At 28.4% G+C, this 15,646-nt stretch carries 19 protein-coding genes; 8 read left to right on the top strand and 11 right to left on the bottom strand.

Going from position 1 to position 15,646, the window contains the following annotated elements:
* The first annotated feature begins 3 nt into the window (after positions 1-3).
* From CQA69_RS01535 to CQA69_RS01520, 4 genes are read left to right on the top strand one after another with little or no spacing between them, the layout of a single operon-like run.
* The gene (locus CQA69_RS01535) at positions 4-687 is read left to right on the top strand and encodes a 3-methyladenine DNA glycosylase (protein WP_137620087.1); all 684 of its coding nucleotides are present in this window, start codon (positions 4-6) and stop codon (positions 685-687) included.
* Positions 687-1,499: a bifunctional hydroxymethylpyrimidine kinase/phosphomethylpyrimidine kinase gene (gene thiD, locus CQA69_RS01530; protein ID WP_137620086.1), complete on the top strand. Its 813-nt coding sequence runs from the start codon at positions 687-689 to the stop codon at positions 1,497-1,499. Before CQA69_RS01535 ends, thiD begins: the two co-directional genes overlap by 1 nt.
* A complete protein-coding gene (gene thiE, locus CQA69_RS01525; RefSeq protein ID WP_137620085.1) occupies positions 1,489-2,121 on the top strand; it encodes a thiamine phosphate synthase in 633 nt (210 codons plus the stop codon). Before thiD ends, thiE begins: the two co-directional genes overlap by 11 nt.
* Positions 2,099-2,743 carry a uroporphyrinogen-III synthase gene (locus CQA69_RS01520; protein WP_137620084.1) on the top strand — a complete coding sequence of 215 codons (645 nt, stop codon included), beginning with the start codon at positions 2,099-2,101 and terminating at the stop codon, positions 2,741-2,743. The genes thiE and CQA69_RS01520 overlap by 23 nt, the downstream gene beginning before the upstream one ends.
* Here the strand turns inward: CQA69_RS01520 and CQA69_RS01515 are convergent.
* The 5 genes from CQA69_RS01515 to fliW form a co-directional block, all read right to left on the bottom strand.
* Complete coding sequence (locus CQA69_RS01515; protein WP_137620083.1) at positions 2,720-4,021, bottom strand: MATE family efflux transporter; 1,302 nt, start codon at positions 4,019-4,021, stop codon at positions 2,720-2,722. The two genes, CQA69_RS01520 and CQA69_RS01515, sit on opposite strands and share 24 nt — an antisense overlap.
* Before the next feature lie 189 nt (positions 4,022-4,210).
* Positions 4,211-4,660 carry a hypothetical protein gene (locus tag CQA69_RS01510; protein ID WP_137620082.1) on the bottom strand — a complete coding sequence of 150 codons (450 nt, stop codon included), beginning with the start codon at positions 4,658-4,660 and terminating at the stop codon, positions 4,211-4,213.
* Complete coding sequence (locus CQA69_RS01505; protein ID WP_137620081.1) at positions 4,657-5,325, bottom strand: hypothetical protein; 669 nt, start codon at positions 5,323-5,325, stop codon at positions 4,657-4,659. Before CQA69_RS01505 ends, CQA69_RS01510 begins: the two co-directional genes overlap by 4 nt.
* Entirely contained in the window at positions 5,309-5,620 is a 312-nt protein-coding gene (locus CQA69_RS01500) for a prepilin-type N-terminal cleavage/methylation domain-containing protein (RefSeq protein WP_137620080.1), read from the bottom strand. The genes CQA69_RS01505 and CQA69_RS01500 overlap by 17 nt, the downstream gene beginning before the upstream one ends.
* Positions 5,621-5,737: 117 nt before the next feature.
* Entirely contained in the window at positions 5,738-6,136 is a 399-nt protein-coding gene (fliW, locus tag CQA69_RS01495) for a flagellar assembly protein FliW (protein ID WP_137620079.1), read from the bottom strand.
* 150 nt (positions 6,137-6,286) lie between these two features.
* Here fliW and bamD point away from each other — a divergent pair, with 150 nt between their 5' ends.
* Both bamD and lon read left to right on the top strand, forming a co-directional pair.
* The gene (gene bamD, locus CQA69_RS01490; protein ID WP_137620078.1) at positions 6,287-6,934 is read left to right on the top strand and encodes an outer membrane protein assembly factor BamD; all 648 of its coding nucleotides are present in this window, start codon (positions 6,287-6,289) and stop codon (positions 6,932-6,934) included.
* Between the two features lie 15 nt (positions 6,935-6,949).
* Complete coding sequence (gene lon / locus CQA69_RS01485) at positions 6,950-9,328, top strand: endopeptidase La (RefSeq protein ID WP_137620077.1); 2,379 nt, start codon at positions 6,950-6,952, stop codon at positions 9,326-9,328.
* A gap of 39 nt (positions 9,329-9,367) precedes the next feature.
* Here the strand turns inward: lon and rpsR are convergent, their stop codons facing one another.
* The 3 genes from rpsR to rpsF are packed head-to-tail and all read right to left on the bottom strand — an operon-like array spanning position 9,368 to position 10,532.
* Positions 9,368-9,628 (bottom strand): 30S ribosomal protein S18, encoded by a 261-nt coding sequence (gene rpsR, locus CQA69_RS01480; RefSeq protein WP_002853032.1) that lies wholly within the window; start codon positions 9,626-9,628, stop codon positions 9,368-9,370.
* Between the two features lie 11 nt (positions 9,629-9,639).
* Entirely contained in the window at positions 9,640-10,146 is a 507-nt protein-coding gene (locus CQA69_RS01475; protein ID WP_137620076.1) for a single-stranded DNA-binding protein, read from the bottom strand.
* 8 nt (positions 10,147-10,154) lie between these two features.
* Positions 10,155-10,532, bottom strand: coding sequence for a 30S ribosomal protein S6 (gene rpsF / locus CQA69_RS01470; RefSeq protein WP_137620075.1), 378 nt, complete (start codon positions 10,530-10,532; stop codon positions 10,155-10,157).
* A 257-nt stretch (positions 10,533-10,789) separates the two neighbouring features.
* Between rpsF and CQA69_RS01465 the strand changes: the two genes are divergently transcribed.
* Positions 10,790-12,052, top strand: coding sequence for an MFS transporter (locus CQA69_RS01465; protein WP_171000287.1), 1,263 nt, complete (start codon positions 10,790-10,792; stop codon positions 12,050-12,052).
* Between the two features lie 8 nt (positions 12,053-12,060).
* On the top strand, positions 12,061-13,062 hold the full coding sequence (locus tag CQA69_RS01460) for a sugar phosphate isomerase/epimerase family protein (RefSeq protein WP_137620073.1): 1,002 nt from the start codon (positions 12,061-12,063) through the stop codon (positions 13,060-13,062).
* On the opposite strand, the gene CQA69_RS01455 is transcribed toward CQA69_RS01460, so the two are convergent.
* From CQA69_RS01455 to pgsA, 3 genes are read right to left on the bottom strand one after another with little or no spacing between them, the layout of a single operon-like run.
* Positions 13,045-13,923 carry a VirK family antimicrobial peptide resistance protein gene (locus CQA69_RS01455; RefSeq protein ID WP_137620072.1) on the bottom strand — a complete coding sequence of 293 codons (879 nt, stop codon included), beginning with the start codon at positions 13,921-13,923 and terminating at the stop codon, positions 13,045-13,047. The two genes, CQA69_RS01460 and CQA69_RS01455, sit on opposite strands and share 18 nt — an antisense overlap.
* On the bottom strand, positions 13,920-15,023 hold the full coding sequence (rseP, locus tag CQA69_RS01450) for an RIP metalloprotease RseP (RefSeq protein WP_137620071.1): 1,104 nt from the start codon (positions 15,021-15,023) through the stop codon (positions 13,920-13,922). The genes CQA69_RS01455 and rseP overlap by 4 nt, the downstream gene beginning before the upstream one ends.
* Positions 15,020-15,556 (bottom strand): CDP-diacylglycerol--glycerol-3-phosphate 3-phosphatidyltransferase, encoded by a 537-nt coding sequence (gene pgsA / locus CQA69_RS01445; protein ID WP_137620070.1) that lies wholly within the window; start codon positions 15,554-15,556, stop codon positions 15,020-15,022. Before pgsA ends, rseP begins: the two co-directional genes overlap by 4 nt.
* Positions 15,557-15,646 lie beyond the last annotated feature (90 nt).

Genomic DNA, 15,646 nt, shown 5'->3' with positions numbered 1-15,646 from the left:
TAGATGGATGGAGCAGGAATTTTTAGAAAATTATTAGCTTTAAATTTGGATTTTAAGGAATTTGATTGGCTTGAGAATCAGGATTTAAGTGATTTTGAATTGTTAATTTCGGTTGTTTTGACTCAAAATACAAATTGGAATAATGTCTTAAAAGCTTTAAATAATCTTCGAAATTCTAAAATTAGCTCTTTAGAACAAATCAATAAAATGCAAAGTCAAGATCTTGCATTGCTTATAAAACCAAGTGGATTTTATAATACCAAAGCAAAACGTTTAAAAGATTTAGTTGAGGCAATTTTAAATAAATATAATGATTTAGAAAATTTCAAAGAAAATGTTTCTCGCGAGTGGCTTTTAAAGATTAAAGGTTTAGGCTTTGAAAGTGTTGATAGTATTTTAAATTATCTTTGCAAAAGAGAAATTCTAGTCGTAGATAGTTATACTCACAGACTTGCTTTATTTTTAGGATATGAATTTGAGTCTTATGAAGAATTGAGGGAATTTTTTGAGAGTGGTATAGAAAGCGAACAAGATAATTTATGTAAAATTTTAAATAAATCCTGTCAGCTTTATGAACTTTATCAAATTTTTCATGCTTTGATTATAGCTTTTGGAAAAATTGCTTTTAAGGGCAAAAAATTAAGTTTTGAAGGAGAAAAATTAATTCAAATTTTAAAGGAAGAATAATGAAGGCAAAAGGGAGTGATTTAATTCCTGTTTTAACAATAGCAGGAAGTGATTGTAGTGGAGGAGCTGGAATTCAAGCAGATCTAAAAACTTTTAGCGCCCATGGACTTTTTGGTATGAGTGTGATTTTAAGCGTTGTGGCTGAAAATACAGCAAGGGTTATTTCAGTTTATGATATATCAACTTCAAGTGTTGATGAGCAAATGTTGGCTGTTTTTGAAGATATAGTGCCAAAAGCAACTAAGATAGGAATGATAGGAAGTCGCGATCTTATGAGTTGTGTTGCGAAAAATTTAGAACTTTATAAGCCTGAAAATTTAGTTATTGATCCTGTAATGTTTGCTAAAAATGGCTATGCTTTAATGCCTGAAGAAAATTGTGATTTTTTTAAAAAGACTATTGTTGCTTTTGCTGACTTACTTACTCCAAATATACCAGAAGCAGAATTTCTTTGTGGTTTTAAAATTACAAATGAAGAAGATATGATAAAGGCAGCAAAATATTTATGCACTTTGGGCACTAAGGCCGTTTTACTTAAAGGTGGACATAGTGAAAGTAATGCCAATGATATACTCTTTGATGGTAAAGAAATTCATATTTTAAAAGGTGAGCGTATAGAAACTAAAAATACTCACGGAACGGGTTGCACACTTTCTTCAGCTATTGCAAGTAATTTGGCTAAAGGATATGATTTAGTAAAAGCTGTAAGTGAAGCTAAAGAATATGTTAAAAATGCAATCTATTATTCTTTAAATTTAGGCAAAGGTTGTGGACCAACCAATCATTTTTATAGGTTTTTAAATGAGAAATGATCTTGATTTAAAATTATATCTTGTTGCGAGTAGGGGAAAAAGAAGTGATGAGATATTTTTAAATATACTTGAAGAAGCTATTAAAGGCGGAGTTAGTATAATTCAATTGCGTGAAAAAGAACTAAATTCTCGTGAGTTTTATGAGTTGGGTAAAAAAGTGCAAAAACTTTGTAAAATTTATAAAATACCTTTTTTAATTAATGATAGAATCGATATAGCTTTAGCTTTAGATGCAGATGGTGTGCATTTGGGACAAGAAGACTTAGAAATCAGTATAGCAAGAAGGCTTTTGGGAGAAAAAAAAATCATAGGTTTAAGTTTAAAAACTTTAGAACAACTTGATTTTATAGAAAGTGCTGATTATTTAGGTTGTGGTGCGATTAAGACAACTCCAACCAAAGAAAGCTCTCTTATAAATTTAAAAACCTTGGATCAAATTTGCAAAAAAAGCCCTATACCTGTAGTGGCTATAGGCGGGATTGATAAAGAAGTGATATTTGAGTTAAAATCCATTGATTTGGCCGGAGTTGCTGTTGTTAGAGCGATTATGGATGCTAATAATCCTTATTTAGTCGCAAAAGAACTTAAGGAAGCTTTTTGTGCAAATTTATCTTCTAAATAAAACTCCTTTTGAAGGAGTAAAAAATCTTATTTTGAACGAGATTGTTTTTTTTGATATTGACATTAATTTGCATCAATATAATGCTTTAATTTGCACTTCTAAAAATGCTTTATTGGCTTTAGAAAAAAGTAAAGTTCCTTTAAATTTAGATATAGAAATTTATACTATAGGCGAGAGTGCAGCTTGTTTGGCTAAAAAGCTAGGATTTAAGAATATTAAAATCGCTAAAAAATCTTATGCAAACGAATTTTTTAAAGAATTTAAAGAAGAATTGAAAAACAAAAAATGTCTTTATTTAAGGGCAAAAACTATAGCTTCAACTTTAAATTTGGACTTAAAAAATAGCGGTATTGATTTAGATGAGCTGATCGTTTATGAAAATGTTTTTAAATCAAGCAATGAAAAATTAATTCATCCTTCTATATTTATTTTTACTTCGGCTTTAAGTGTGGAAAATTTTTTAAAAAATTATACTTTGTATGAAGATGATATTGCTATTAGTATTGGAAAAAGCACAGCAAAAAAACTTTTAAATTTTAAAAATCTTTTTGTGTGTGAAAAGCAAAGTATCAAAGAATGTGTTATTTTGGCTAAAAAATTATCTCTTAAAGCAAATTTTTAAAAATTTATAAGCTATAAAAATGCTTAAAAATTCAGCTACTGCAAAACTTACAAAAATCCCATTAAAGCCAAATAACAATGCAAAAATCAATAAACAAAGCATAGGAAATAAAAGACCTTGTATAAGAGTAAAAATTAAAGATCGTTTGACTTGATTTATAGCTGTAAGATAAGTTGCAACTAAAGAATTAAACCAAGCAAAGAGATAATTAAAACTATAAAGCATTAAAGCAAAATAAGCAAGTTGTAAAAATTGTTTTTCTTGATTGAACATTTGCATTAATTCTTTGGCAAAAACTATATTAACTACAAAGATAATCAAACTAAATATGCAGCCATAAAAAGCCATTGTTTTTAGTAAAGCTTTGTTTTTATTTATATTTTTACTTCCAACGTTAAAGCTCAATAAAGGCATAACGCCATCATACATAGCATTTACCAAAGCCATAATGATACTATCAAGATATAAAATTGCTGAAAAAATAGCTACTGCAATTTCTCCTCCGTTTAATAATAAAATATAATTAATAAAAATTCCAAGTATGCTTAAAGATATATTCATAAGACTTTCGGAACTTCCATTCAATAAAATATTTTTAAAAAGTTTAAAATTCATTTTTGGTTTAGTAAAATAAAGGGGTAATTGTTTGCTTAAAAAGGGCAAAATTCCTATAAAACTTCCTAGACTAAAACTTATGCTTGTAGCGAGTGCTGCACCTGTGATACCAAGATCGAAATAAGCTATAAATAGATAATCTAAAATAATATTAACAAGAACTGAACCAATGCCCATATACATAGAATACGCATTTTTTCCACAAGCTCTTAGGTAATTATCCATAGCAAAAGATAAACATAGTAGCGGGGCAAAGAGCATAAAAATTTTTATATATTGACTTGATAAATTAATTAGTTCAATATCATCACTAAAAAAAGAGACGATAAAAGGAGATAAAAAATAACCAAATATACCTATAATAATATATGCTAATAATATAAATATGATACAAAAAGAAAAAAATCCTCTAGCTAAATTTTGTTTTTTTGATCCAAGTTTTAAAGAAATTTGTACAGATGAGCCTATGGCTATTAAATCACTCAAAGTAAAAAGCACAAAGATAAAAGGCATTGCTATACCCATTGCCGCTAAGGATTTTGCACCTAAAAATTGACCTACAAAAATACCATTTATGATAATATAAAGTGAAAAGAATCCAGAACTTATCATATTAGGTAAAGCGTATTTAAAAAATAATTTTGTGATTTTTGATTTAAACATAAATATCCTTATAAAAATTAATTAAGTATTTTTTGAAAATAAATTAAGAAAATTACGTTAAATCAAATGAGTGCAATTTGCATAAAGGGTATATGCCAAGTGAGAAAATTTTGACTAATAGCTTTAAAAGACATTTCTCACTCCTTATATTTTTTATAATTTAAAAAATTTTATCAAACGATGGTAAATTTATTTTTTAAGCCAAAAACTTTCTTTTGCTTGCAGAATAAAAGTTTTGTTGATTAAAATTTCATCATTAACTCCTTTTTGTGAATTTAAAGCTACACTAATATGTACAATAATTACACCATCTTTACTTAAGTTTGCATCTTGATTGATAGATACGAGTTTGAAATTTTGACACTGAGCAATAGGGTAATAATAATCTATTTTTATTTTATCATTTGGATTTGGATAATTTAAAGTGATAGAATTTAAACATTCTTTATTTTCTAATTTAGCTTTGTATAATAAATATTTAGCGAGTTTTTCATCGATGAGTATTTGTGCTTGCAAATAATAATAGCTATCCCTAATAAAACGTGGCGTATAACTTGAAATCGTGGTATTTAAGCTCAACCAAAATCCTAAAAAAGATATTAAAAATACAAGTGTTATTAAAATATAAGCTTTTTTCATAAAAATAGCTTTTTTTCAAGACAATATTCTTGATTTTTTTCTTTGATACATATTTTTAATTTGGAATTTTGCATTTTGAAAAAACTTATATTTTCAGCTAAAATAGCATTTTGTTTTAACTCATCACTAAATCTTGGTTTTATTTCATAATAAAGTTGGTTATTTTTAAATATAAGATTTAATTGAGCGCTTACAGGTATAAAACTTCCTTTAAAAGAACTAGATAAATTATTTTCTGACAAAACAAAAATTTTTTGAATTTGATTATTAACTAAAGCATAAAGAATATTTTTTTCATCTTTATAAAGTGCTTTTCTGTTTTGTAATTGAGCTTGTATATCGCTTTTTGGAGAATACAAAGTATCATTATTTTCCAAAATTAAAGTAGAATTAAGCAAATGTGCTTTTCTGTCATCAAGAGTTAGTAAATCATCTTTTAGAAAACAATTTATTGAGTGGCTTTTTAAATTTATGCTTGTGCAAGATTGAAGCAATTTTTCTATTCTTAAAAGTGTTAAATGAGTTTTAAGTATAAGTTTATTTGTTGTTAAATACTGATGATTAAAATGGTAAAATTCCCATAAAGGTTTAGAAAGTATGGCAAGTATCATTCCAGATAAAATAAGCACAATAATAAATTCAAAAAGACTAAAAGCTTTGTTCATAAAAATATATATTATAACTTTGATCTTGAATATAAAGCTTTTTAAACTCAAATAATCCGTCGCTCACATAAACTTCTTTTATATTTATAGGTTTTAGGAGTTGAGTATAAAGGATTATATCTTTTTCTTTAGGGTGAATGTAGAGTTCATTTTGCAATTGATATAATTGCTTAAAAAGATCGAGATTGTTGTAATTTTTGTAAAAATATAAAAATAGTTTTGAAATACCTATGAAAATAATACCTAAAATGATCATAGAGATAACCAATTCTAAAAGTGAAAAAGCATTTTTCATTGAATATTTACCTTTTAAATTTTTTAGCTTCTTAGTTTTTAGCAAATTCTTTCGATCTAAAATACTACAGAAGCTAATCAGTCTTTCTTAAAGACAAATAAACAATATATTTTTTATTTAATTTCCATTCTTTTTGATATAGTTTGAAATTTGATCAGCTTGAAAAAAATCAGGATAATTTACCGTATCAAGAATAACTTGTACCATAGTATTGTTATCAAGGTTGATTACTACAGGGGCTAAAAAATTAACAGTAGATTCTTCTATACTTTTGGCAATGGCTACTATATTATAAATTTTCATATTAGAATCCGGTGTTAAAGAAAGTAATTCTTGATAATAAGTAGGTATATCAAATTCGTAATCAGGTCTTATAAGATATGGATTAATAAGAACAAAAGAAAAATCTTTTCCATCAAGACTTTTTAATCTTACAAACACTTCATCTATAGTTGAAAATTCCATATTTTTGGTTTCTTCAAAACCTAAAATTGGGCATTTAACAGCTAGGGTCATTTTCTCTCCTCTTAAAATTCTACTATTATTGTATCATAAAATAAGCAATATTAGTTCCAAGTTTTAAATTTATTTATCTAAATTTATTATAATTTATAAAAAATAATCATTTAAGATTAGGATATTAAGTCAAATTAAAGGTAAAAATCTATGAAAAAAAATCTTTTTTTTCTTATTTTATTGGGAATTTTATTAAGCTCTTGTAGTACAAAAAACAACGAGGGATTATATAATCTAACTGCGAGTGAGTGGTATCGACAAATCATTAAAGATTTACAAGATAAAGATTTAGAAAAGGCTGATGAACATTATAATGGTATGGCAAGCGAACATATATCCGATCCTCTTTTAGAGACCACTTTAATTATTTTGGCACAAGCACACATTGATGAAGAAGAATATCAATTGGCTGAATTTTATTTAGATGAGTATAATAAAAAATTTGGCAGCTCTCGCAATGTTGATTATATTCGTTATTTAAAAATTAAGGCCAAATTTGATGCTTTTGGTGTTCCAAATCGTAATCAAGCTTTAATGCTTGAAAGCCAAAAAGAGATCGGTTCATTTTTGCAAGATTATCCTGATACAGAGTATAATCCTTTAGTGCAAACTATGCTGACTAAATTTAACTTAGCGGTTTTTTATCTTAATGATACAATACAAGATTTATATAAGCGAACCGGACGTATGCAGAGTGCAGAAATTTATCAACAAAGATTGCAAGAAAACGAATTTTACAAACAAAGTATTATTAAACCAGAGCTCCCTTGGTATAGAAGTATATTTGAAAAATTTTAATTTTAAAGGAAAATAATGCAAATAGAAGACATACAAAAATATCCAGCTGATTTGCCTGTTTTGGTAGAAGATGAATTATTTTTATATCCTTTTATGATCACGCCTATTTTTATCAATGATTCTGAAAATATGAAAGCCTTAGATCTTGCAATTAAAAAAGACTCTATGCTTTTTGTTGCTCCTTCTAAGTTTGAAAACGGAAGGACTTTTGATGAAATTTATGATTGTGGGGTTGTGGGTACTATTATGAGAAAAGTGCCCTTGCCCGATGGAAGAGTTAAGATATTGTTTCAAGGTTATGCTAAAGCTAGGATTATAAAACCAATTTCAAATAAACCTCTAGAGGCAACTGTAAATTTAATCGAAGAAGAACCTTTGGATAATACTAAAAAAGAAGCCTTGCTTGATGTTTTAAAAGAAAAAATTAAAGTTTTGGCTAATATAAGTCATTATTTTTCTCCTGATTTACTTAGAACTATAGATGAAGGAATGGATGCTTCTAGAATTTGTGATTTGGTTTTAAATATTATACGCATAAAAAAACAAGATGCTTATAATTTTTTTATTTTAACTAGTTTAGAAGAAAAACTTTTAAAATTAATTGATTTGATAGCTCAAGAAATTGAAGCAAATAAAATTCAAAAAGAAATTAAAAATAAAGTTCATTCTCGTATTGATAAAGTTAATAAAGAGTATTTTTTAAAAGAACAACTTAGACAAATTCAAAAAGAATTAGGAAGTGATACTCAAAAAGAAGATGAAATTAAAGATTATTATAAGAAGCTAGAAAGTAAGAAGAAATTTATGCACGAAGATGCTTACAAGGAAATTAAAAAACAAATTGAAAAATTCGATCGTATTCATCAGGATAATTCTGAAGCTTCTATGATACAAACTTATATTGAAACGGCTTTAGATGTTCCATTTGAGAAGGTAGCAAAAAAGAAGCTTGACATTAAAGAAGTTTCTAAATATTTAAATAATGATCATTATGCTTTAAATAAGCCAAAAGAACGCATAGAAGAATATTTTGCAGTGAGAGAACTTTTAGAAAAACGTGCCATCGCAGATAAAGATGGTGCCAAAGTTATACTTTGTCTTTATGGACCTCCAGGAGTAGGAAAAACCTCTTTAGCTAATTCAGTGGCTAAAGCTTTAAAAAGAGAGCTTATACGTATAGCTTTGGGTGGACTTGAAGATGTAAATGAACTTCGTGGCCATCGCCGAACTTATATAGGAGCTATGCCAGGACGTATTACTCAAGGACTTATAGAAGCAAAGCAGATTAATCCTGTAATTGTATTAGATGAAATTGATAAATTAAACAGAAGCTTTAGAGGGGATCCAAGTGCTGTTCTTTTAGAAATTCTTGATCCAGAACAAAATTCTAAATTTAGAGATTATTATCTTAATTTTAATCTTGATCTAAGTAAAATTATTTTCATAGCAACAGCTAATGATATAAGCAATATTCCCGCACCTTTAAGAGATAGGATGGAATTTATAGAGCTTAGTTCTTATACTCCTAATGAAAAATTTCATATTGCTAAAAAATATCTCATTCCAGATGAACTTAAAAAACACGGATTAAAAGCTAGCGAATTAAATATAAATGATGAAACCATAGAGCTTATTATTAGTGAATATACAAGAGAGTCAGGTGTTAGAAATTTAAGAAGAAAAGTTGCTGAAATTTGTCGAAAAAGTGCAAAAAAACTACTTTTAGAAAATATAAAAAAAGTTAATATTAATACCAAAAATTTAGGAGAATTTTTAGATAAAAAAGTTTTTGAGATTGAAAAAAATGATGGAGAAAACCGTATAGGTCAGGTTAATGGCTTAGCTTGGACAAGTGTAGGTGGTGATGTATTAAAAGTTGAAGCAATTAAGATTAAAGGCAAGGGAAATTTAACCCTTACAGGAAGCTTAGGGGATGTAATGAAAGAGTCAGCGAAGATTGCTTTTAGTGTGATTAAAGTCTTAATTGATCAAGGAAAAATAAAAATTCCTAAAAAATTTATTTTAGATCCTAAGGTAAATGTTTATGATAGCTATGATTTACACATTCACGTTCCAGATGGAGCTACACCTAAAGATGGACCAAGTGCAGGTATCACTATAAGCACCGCAATTGCTTCGGTATTTAGTGATAAAAAAGTCTGCGCTGATGTGGCTATGACCGGAGAGATTGATTTGGCTGGAAATGTATTGCCTATAGGTGGGCTAAAGGAAAAGCTTATCGCTGCGTATAAAGCAGATATAAAAATTGCTTTAATTCCAAAGAAAAACTACAAAAGAGATTTAAAAGATATTCCCGATGAAGTGAAAGATAATATGAAAATTATTCCTGTAGAAAGTTTTGATGAAGTTTTAAAATACGCTTTGGTAAAATAAATAATCAAGCAAAGGTTAAGAACAACCTTTGCTTTTTTCTTATAATCCTTCGAAAGGATTATTGATTACTTCTTTTCTATCAACTATATAAGGGATAAGTGCAACGTGTCTAGCACGTTTGATTGCTACCTCTACCATTTCTTGATATTTTTTACTTGTACCTGTTAAACGGCGAGGCATAATTTTAAATCTTTCGGATAAAGCGTGTTTTAACATAGCTGTATCTTTGTAGTCAATGAATTCAACTTTTGCCTCAGTATATTTGCAATATTTGCGTGAGTATTTTCTTTTTTCTGCCATAATTAATCCTTTTAAAATGGTAAATCAGTATCGTCGCTATCATAAGCATCGACATCGATTTCTTTAATTTTTTCTTGATTTTGGTTAGAATTTTGCATTCTTTGTGGAGTTTTTTCGAAATTATTTTGATTTGCATAAGGATCATAACTTTGATTTTCATAATTTGAATTGCCAAAATTTCCACCTTGCGTAGGATTATTCCCTCCTAGCATTTCCATATTTTCAACTTGAACGCTATGTTTAGAACGATTTTGACCATTTTGATCACTCCATTGTTCAAACCTTAAACGTCCTTCTATGAGAACTTTTGATCCTTTTGTAAGATATTGATTAGCAACTTCTGCAGTTCGGCCGTAAAAGCTGATATCAATAAAGCAAGTCTCTTCTCTTTTTTCTCCATTTGTTGTAAAACGTCTCGTTACGGCAATGGCTGAAGCACCTATAGCATTACCATTTTGTCCGTAACGCATTTCTATGTTGCGTGTAAGATTACCAACCAAAACAACTTTGTTAAACATTTTATTCCTTATTGAATTTCAGGGGTATCTAAAGGTTTAATTTCTTTTTTAGATTGCTTGATACCGTGGCTTAGCTTTTCCCAAGCCGCAATTTCTTTTTTATTTTCATATTTTACAATTAAGAATCTAATGACTTCTTCTGTAATTCTTAAAATCCTTTCTAATTCAGCAATGAGTTTAGGAGGAGCTTTAAAATAGATTACAAAATAAGTCCCGCGCTCATATTTTTTGATTTTATAAGCGAGTTTTCTAGTGCCCATTGGAACAACTGTTTCAATTTCTGCACCATTTTTTGTAAGGATTTCTTTTACGAATTCCAACTTAGCATTGACTTCTTCCTCTGTAAGAGTCGGCTTTAAGATAAATAAAACCTCATAATGTTTCATACATTCTCCTTGTGGATATTAAGCCCATTTTACGATGAGCAAGGATTTTGCAAATTTTTATTATTGCAAACTTTAAATTATAGCAAAATATACTTAATTTATACTTGACTTTGTAATTTTATTACCAAAAGTAACATAATATTATTAAATATTTACAAAAGTATTAATTAATGATAAATTTAAATAAAACAAAATATTTTTTATGTTAGGATTACTGCTAAATTTAAAATTTTTAAATAACACAAGAAGGGGTAAAAATTATGGAGAAAAAGCCTATTCGTTGGTTTACTTTCATTATTTTGGTTATAGGAGGGGGGACTGTCTTTAAACTTTCTGGTTTAAAAGATGCTTTTTACGTTCCTATGCAAGATTTTATGGGTCTTAGTAACACCCAAATAGGTCTTGCGCTTTCAGTTTACGGTATCGTTCAAACAATCGGAAATTTCGCTTCAATTTATATAGCAGATAGGTTTTCTAAAAGAATTCTTATCCCACTTTCTTTAATATGTATTGGCTTGATTGGATTTTATATTTCAACTTTTCCATCGTTTTATGGTATTTTAATCGCTTGGGGATTGTTAGCTTTATTTGGTGAGGTAATTTATTGGCCTGTTCTTTTAAAAGCTATTCGTTTGCTTGGAGATTCTACTCAACAAGGAAGACTTTTTGGTTTTTTAGAAGCAGGAAGAGGAGTTGTAGATACTATTGTTGCTTTTAGTGCTTTAGGAATTTTTTTACTTTTAGGATCAGGAGCAGGTGGTTTAAAAGCAGCCATACTTTTTTATAGCATTTGTGTGATAGTAGCAGGTGTTTTGGCTTATTTTTTTCTCGAAGATGACAAAATAAATACAATCAACGAACAAGGAATTGAAATCAGCAAAAATCAAGCAGCTTGGAATGGAGTTATAAGAGCTATAAAAACTCCTGAAATTTGGGTAGTTTCTTTAACTATTTTTACTATTTATTCTATATATTGCGGTTTAACTTCATTTATCCCCTTTTTAAAAGATATTTATGGTATGCCAGCGGCTTTGGTGGGTGCGTATGGAATTATCAATCAATACACTTTAAAATTAGTCGGCGGTCCTATAGGTGGATATTTGGCAGACAAAAAATTCCAATCATCAACTAGATATTTGAGGTTTGCTTTAATTTTAGCAGCTTTTGCTATTTTAATTTTTATTTTTATGCCTCATGAAAAGCTTAATATTTATTTTGGAATGTGTTTAACTTTAGGTTTTGGAGCCATAGTATTTACTATGCGTGCGACATTTTTTGCTCCTGTGGACGAGATAGAAATTCCTAGAGAGATTAGTGGAGCAGCTATGAGTATTGCTTGTATCTTTGGGTATTCCCCTCAGCTTTTTTGTTTCGCACTTTATGGGTTTATTATCGATTATTTTCATCAGAGTTTAACAGGTTATAGAATTGTTTTTGCATTGATGGGATTTTTTGCAATTTGTGGAGTTATAGTAACGACTATTTTATTAAAAATGATAGCTAAGAAAAAAAATAATTAGGAGAAGAAATGAAAATTGGTTTAGAAACAGAAAGTATGCATTTATGGTTTCAAAATGGCAGAATGGATATATTTTCTTATATAGATTTTGCAAAAGAACTAGGCTGTGATGGAGTGATGATTAATATCATTAAAGATTTTGGTTTGGATGAAGAATGGGGATGTTTAGGAAGCAATGACGAGCATCATCTTAAAAAAATTAAAGCAAAACTTGATGAATATAATATGTATTGTGAAATTGATGCTAAGGGTTTTGATAAAAATAAATTTGAAAAAATTGCTAAAGTGGCACAAACCTTAAATGCCAAAATCATAAGATCTTATGTTCCTTTAACCGATAAAAATAAAAAAGTTAAAAATGCGAGTGATGGCAGTTTTGATGATTCTAAAATAACAGCAGTCTTTAATAAAGAAGATTTTTTAAATTCACATAATGAAATTAAGGCTTTAATCGAGATTTTAGAAAAATATGATTTAAAACTTGCTATAGAAAATCATGAATATCAAACTTCAGGCGATTTGCTTGAATTATTAGCTCTAATCAATCATCCTAGAATAGGATTTTTGTATGATTTTGGAAATTCGATGATGGCTTATGAAGATCCTATTAAAGCTTGTAAAGATATGGCGAAATATACTTTTAGCACTCATTGTAAAGATCATATTATTTTTAATGAAGATGGAGTAGATTATGTTTGCGGTGTGCCTTTGGGAGAAGGAAATATTGATATTAAAGCTTGTGTAGAAATTTTAAAAAATGAAGGTTTGGATCGTATCAATATAGAGCAATGTTTTCCTTATTGTGCAACTTTTAAAAGAGAAAAAGGAACTGGTGGGGTTAGTGAGCTTGGAGAAGGAGCATTTAAGTTAGAAAAACCTTTGTTTGAAGGCTTAAAAGCTATGCAGTATTATTATCCTCAAGAAGTTTCCAATGAGCTATTAGAAAAGCTTTTGCAACTTCAGAAAGAGGGTTGCGAAAAGAGCGTTAGGTATCTAAGAAGCATTATTTAGAAAAATTTGATTTAAGTTTGTTTCAATTTCATTAAGTATTGCAAAACGCTTTTTATACATAGAGCGTTTTTGGCTTGGAATTTCTTCCATTTTTTTTCGAGAGTGTGAGAGTTTATAATATTTGTATTTACTAATTTTTATAAGTTTTCCGCCATTTTCGAGCCAAATTTTTTGATAATTTACATAATAACCTTTACTTTGTCCTTTTTTAGATCGAATTTGATTTTTTTCATAAACACCAAGTGTGGCATTGCAATTTAAAACTTTAGTTAAAATTTTAATGCATTCTATGATTAAATCTGCAGGTCTTAGTCCAAAAAATTTTTTGGTGCAAATTTTATTGATTTTTAAAGAGTCTAAATTTTCATGTTTATAACCTTGTATACAAGCAATTAAAATGTTATTTTCAAGAGTAAAGCAAAAACTTGCTTGTAAGATGACTTGAGTGTTAAATTTAAGCTTGATAGCCCAAAAACCTTCCTCGCAAACATGATGATTTTGATCAAGAACAATTTCAAAAGTATTTTCTTCATCTTTAAGCGTAAAAATATTTTTCTTTTCTGGAAAAAAAGTAAATGTTTTCAATCCTTTATCGACATCATAAAGCAAAGTTTTAACCCTATCATTGGCGCTAAAACTTTTATCGCAAAATCTCCTGATAACATTATAACAAGCATAAGATCTTTCTTGAAAAAAGTATTTTAAATGATTATTTTTTTCTTCATTGAGTGTTTTAATGAAAAAATTTATTTGAGAAAAATACAAGAGTTTTCTAGCCCAAAAACGTGAATAACGCCAAAAAGTAACACTCTTTTTTGAATCTGAAAAATTGGGTAAAGGATAGGTGAAATTTTGACTCATTGTAAAGCTCTTAAGATATCATTAAAAGTAGCAAAAAGCATTAAGCTTAAAAGTATAGCCATTCCTCCATAGCTTAGATATTCAAAAGCTTTTTGTGGAACTTTACGTCTGAAAATAATTTCATAAATATTAAACAATATATGTCCTCCATCAAGCATAGGAATAGGCAAGAGATTTAAAATTCCTAGATTGATAGAAATTAAAGCGGCAATAAGTAAAAGAAGTGTAAAACTCGTTTGTGCCGCTTTTGAGGTGATATTAGCCATAGTAATAATACCACCTAAATTTTTAGCTTCTACTTCTCCATTTGCAAGTTTTACTATACCTTTAATGATAAGCGTCGAGGCTTTGATACTTTCATGTAAGGCATAATTTAAACTTTGCAAACCACTATGAAAAACCAATACACTAGTGCCTTTCGGACTTACTCCAAGTTGTGCTTTTGGAATCAATTGACCAAAATCATTATAACCTTGTCCTATTTTTGGAGTAAGATTAAGTTCTAACTTTTCTCCATTTCTATCTATAAGAAGTTTTAAAGGTTTCAATTTTAAATGTTCAGAAATTTCATCAAAACTTTTAATTTTAACTCCATCGATAGCTAAAATTGTATCATCAGGCTTTATACCTGCTATTTGTGCAGCTGAATTTGGCATAATAGAACCTATTTGCGTTGATAATTTTTGTATTCCCAAATTTCCTATAATTATATAAAGTATAAAAGCTAAAAGAAGATTAAAAAAAGGTCCTGCAAAAAGAATATAAATTTTTTTAAAAGGATTTAAAACACTATAACTATCTGGATCAAAATTTTCAAAACCTGGACGCATATCGTCTTGTCCTTTAAGTTTAACATAGCCACCAAAAGGTAAAGCGCTTAAACGATAAATGGTGTTTTTAAATTTATATTCTAAAAGACTTTTTCCAAAACCTATACTAAAAACTTCGACTTTCACTCCTAAAGATTTTGCTGCTAAAAAATGTCCCAATTCATGGAAAAAAATCAAAAAAGAAATGACTAAAATTGTTGCTAAAAATTCTATAGAATAAAATTTAAATCCAAGTATGAGTATTAAAATTAAAAAAAATAAAGATTTCATTGAAGTTTTCCTTTATTTTGTTTTATATAGCTTAAAACGTATTCTAAGCCAGAATAAAGAGTTAAAAAGAAGGCGATATAAAGCAGAATTTCTCCTCCTATCCACTCCATTGTTAAAAATCCTATAGCTATCATTTGAAAAGTCGTTTTAAGCTTTCCTGTAAATGAGGCATTGACATTTAAATTTTCGCTAACCATTACAACGCGAAATCCAGTGATAAAAAATTCACGAACGAGTATAAGATAAACAATCCATTCATTTGCTCTTCCTATCATCAATAAGCCTAAAAAAGCTGCTAAAATAAGCATTTTATCAGCTAAAGGATCTAAAATCCCTCCTAACTTTGTTGTTTGATTCCAAGTTCTTGCAATATAACCATCAAAAAAATCGCTGATTGCTGCTAAAGAAAAAGTTAAAGCTGCAAAATAATTGATCCAGCTTTGATGTATTTCTTTAAAAGAGTGTGTTAATAAAAAAAACAATAAAGGCGCTAAAATAATCCTTAAAAACGCCAAAATATTTGGAAAATTCATTTATAGCCTTATAAAAATTATAAAGTTTTGGAAATTATATAAAATTGTAGTAAAGTCTTGGTAAAGATCAATCCTTACCAAGTAAATATT

This window comes from Campylobacter estrildidarum (assembly GCF_005406205.1).
In the GTDB taxonomy this organism is placed as follows: Bacteria; Campylobacterota; Campylobacteria; order Campylobacterales; family Campylobacteraceae; genus Campylobacter_D; species Campylobacter_D estrildidarum.
This window is presented reverse-complemented; position numbering and strand designations above follow the sequence as displayed.

What these genes read in the sequence shown, in the direction of transcription:
- CQA69_RS01505 (WP_137620081.1), bottom strand. Translation starts at nt 5,325, where the DNA reads ATGAACAAAGCTTTTAGTCTTTTTGAATTTATTATTGTGCTTATTTTA.
- thiD (WP_137620086.1), top strand. Translation starts at nt 687, where the DNA reads ATGAAGGCAAAAGGGAGTGATTTAATTCCTGTTTTAACAATAGCAGGA.
- pgsA (WP_137620070.1), bottom strand. Translation starts at nt 15,556, where the DNA reads ATGAATTTTCCAAATATTTTGGCGTTTTTAAGGATTATTTTAGCGCCT.
- CQA69_RS01500 (WP_137620080.1), bottom strand. Translation starts at nt 5,620, where the DNA reads ATGAAAAATGCTTTTTCACTTTTAGAATTGGTTATCTCTATGATCATT.
- bamD (WP_137620078.1), top strand. Translation starts at nt 6,287, where the DNA reads ATGAAAAAAAATCTTTTTTTTCTTATTTTATTGGGAATTTTATTAAGC.
- lon (WP_137620077.1), top strand. Translation starts at nt 6,950, where the DNA reads ATGCAAATAGAAGACATACAAAAATATCCAGCTGATTTGCCTGTTTTG.
- CQA69_RS01510 (WP_137620082.1), bottom strand. Translation starts at nt 4,660, where the DNA reads ATGAAAAAAGCTTATATTTTAATAACACTTGTATTTTTAATATCTTTT.
- CQA69_RS01535 (WP_137620087.1), top strand. Translation starts at nt 4, where the DNA reads ATGGATGGAGCAGGAATTTTTAGAAAATTATTAGCTTTAAATTTGGAT.
- CQA69_RS01460 (WP_137620073.1), top strand. Translation starts at nt 12,061, where the DNA reads ATGAAAATTGGTTTAGAAACAGAAAGTATGCATTTATGGTTTCAAAAT.
- thiE (WP_137620085.1), top strand. Translation starts at nt 1,489, where the DNA reads ATGAGAAATGATCTTGATTTAAAATTATATCTTGTTGCGAGTAGGGGA.
- CQA69_RS01475 (WP_137620076.1), bottom strand. Translation starts at nt 10,146, where the DNA reads ATGTTTAACAAAGTTGTTTTGGTTGGTAATCTTACACGCAACATAGAA.
- CQA69_RS01455 (WP_137620072.1), bottom strand. Translation starts at nt 13,923, where the DNA reads ATGAGTCAAAATTTCACCTATCCTTTACCCAATTTTTCAGATTCAAAA.
- CQA69_RS01515 (WP_137620083.1), bottom strand. Translation starts at nt 4,021, where the DNA reads ATGTTTAAATCAAAAATCACAAAATTATTTTTTAAATACGCTTTACCT.
- rseP (WP_137620071.1), bottom strand. Translation starts at nt 15,023, where the DNA reads ATGAAATCTTTATTTTTTTTAATTTTAATACTCATACTTGGATTTAAA.
- rpsR (WP_002853032.1), bottom strand. Translation starts at nt 9,628, where the DNA reads ATGGCAGAAAAAAGAAAATACTCACGCAAATATTGCAAATATACTGAG.
- fliW (WP_137620079.1), bottom strand. Translation starts at nt 6,136, where the DNA reads ATGACCCTAGCTGTTAAATGCCCAATTTTAGGTTTTGAAGAAACCAAA.
- rpsF (WP_137620075.1), bottom strand. Translation starts at nt 10,532, where the DNA reads ATGAAACATTATGAGGTTTTATTTATCTTAAAGCCGACTCTTACAGAG.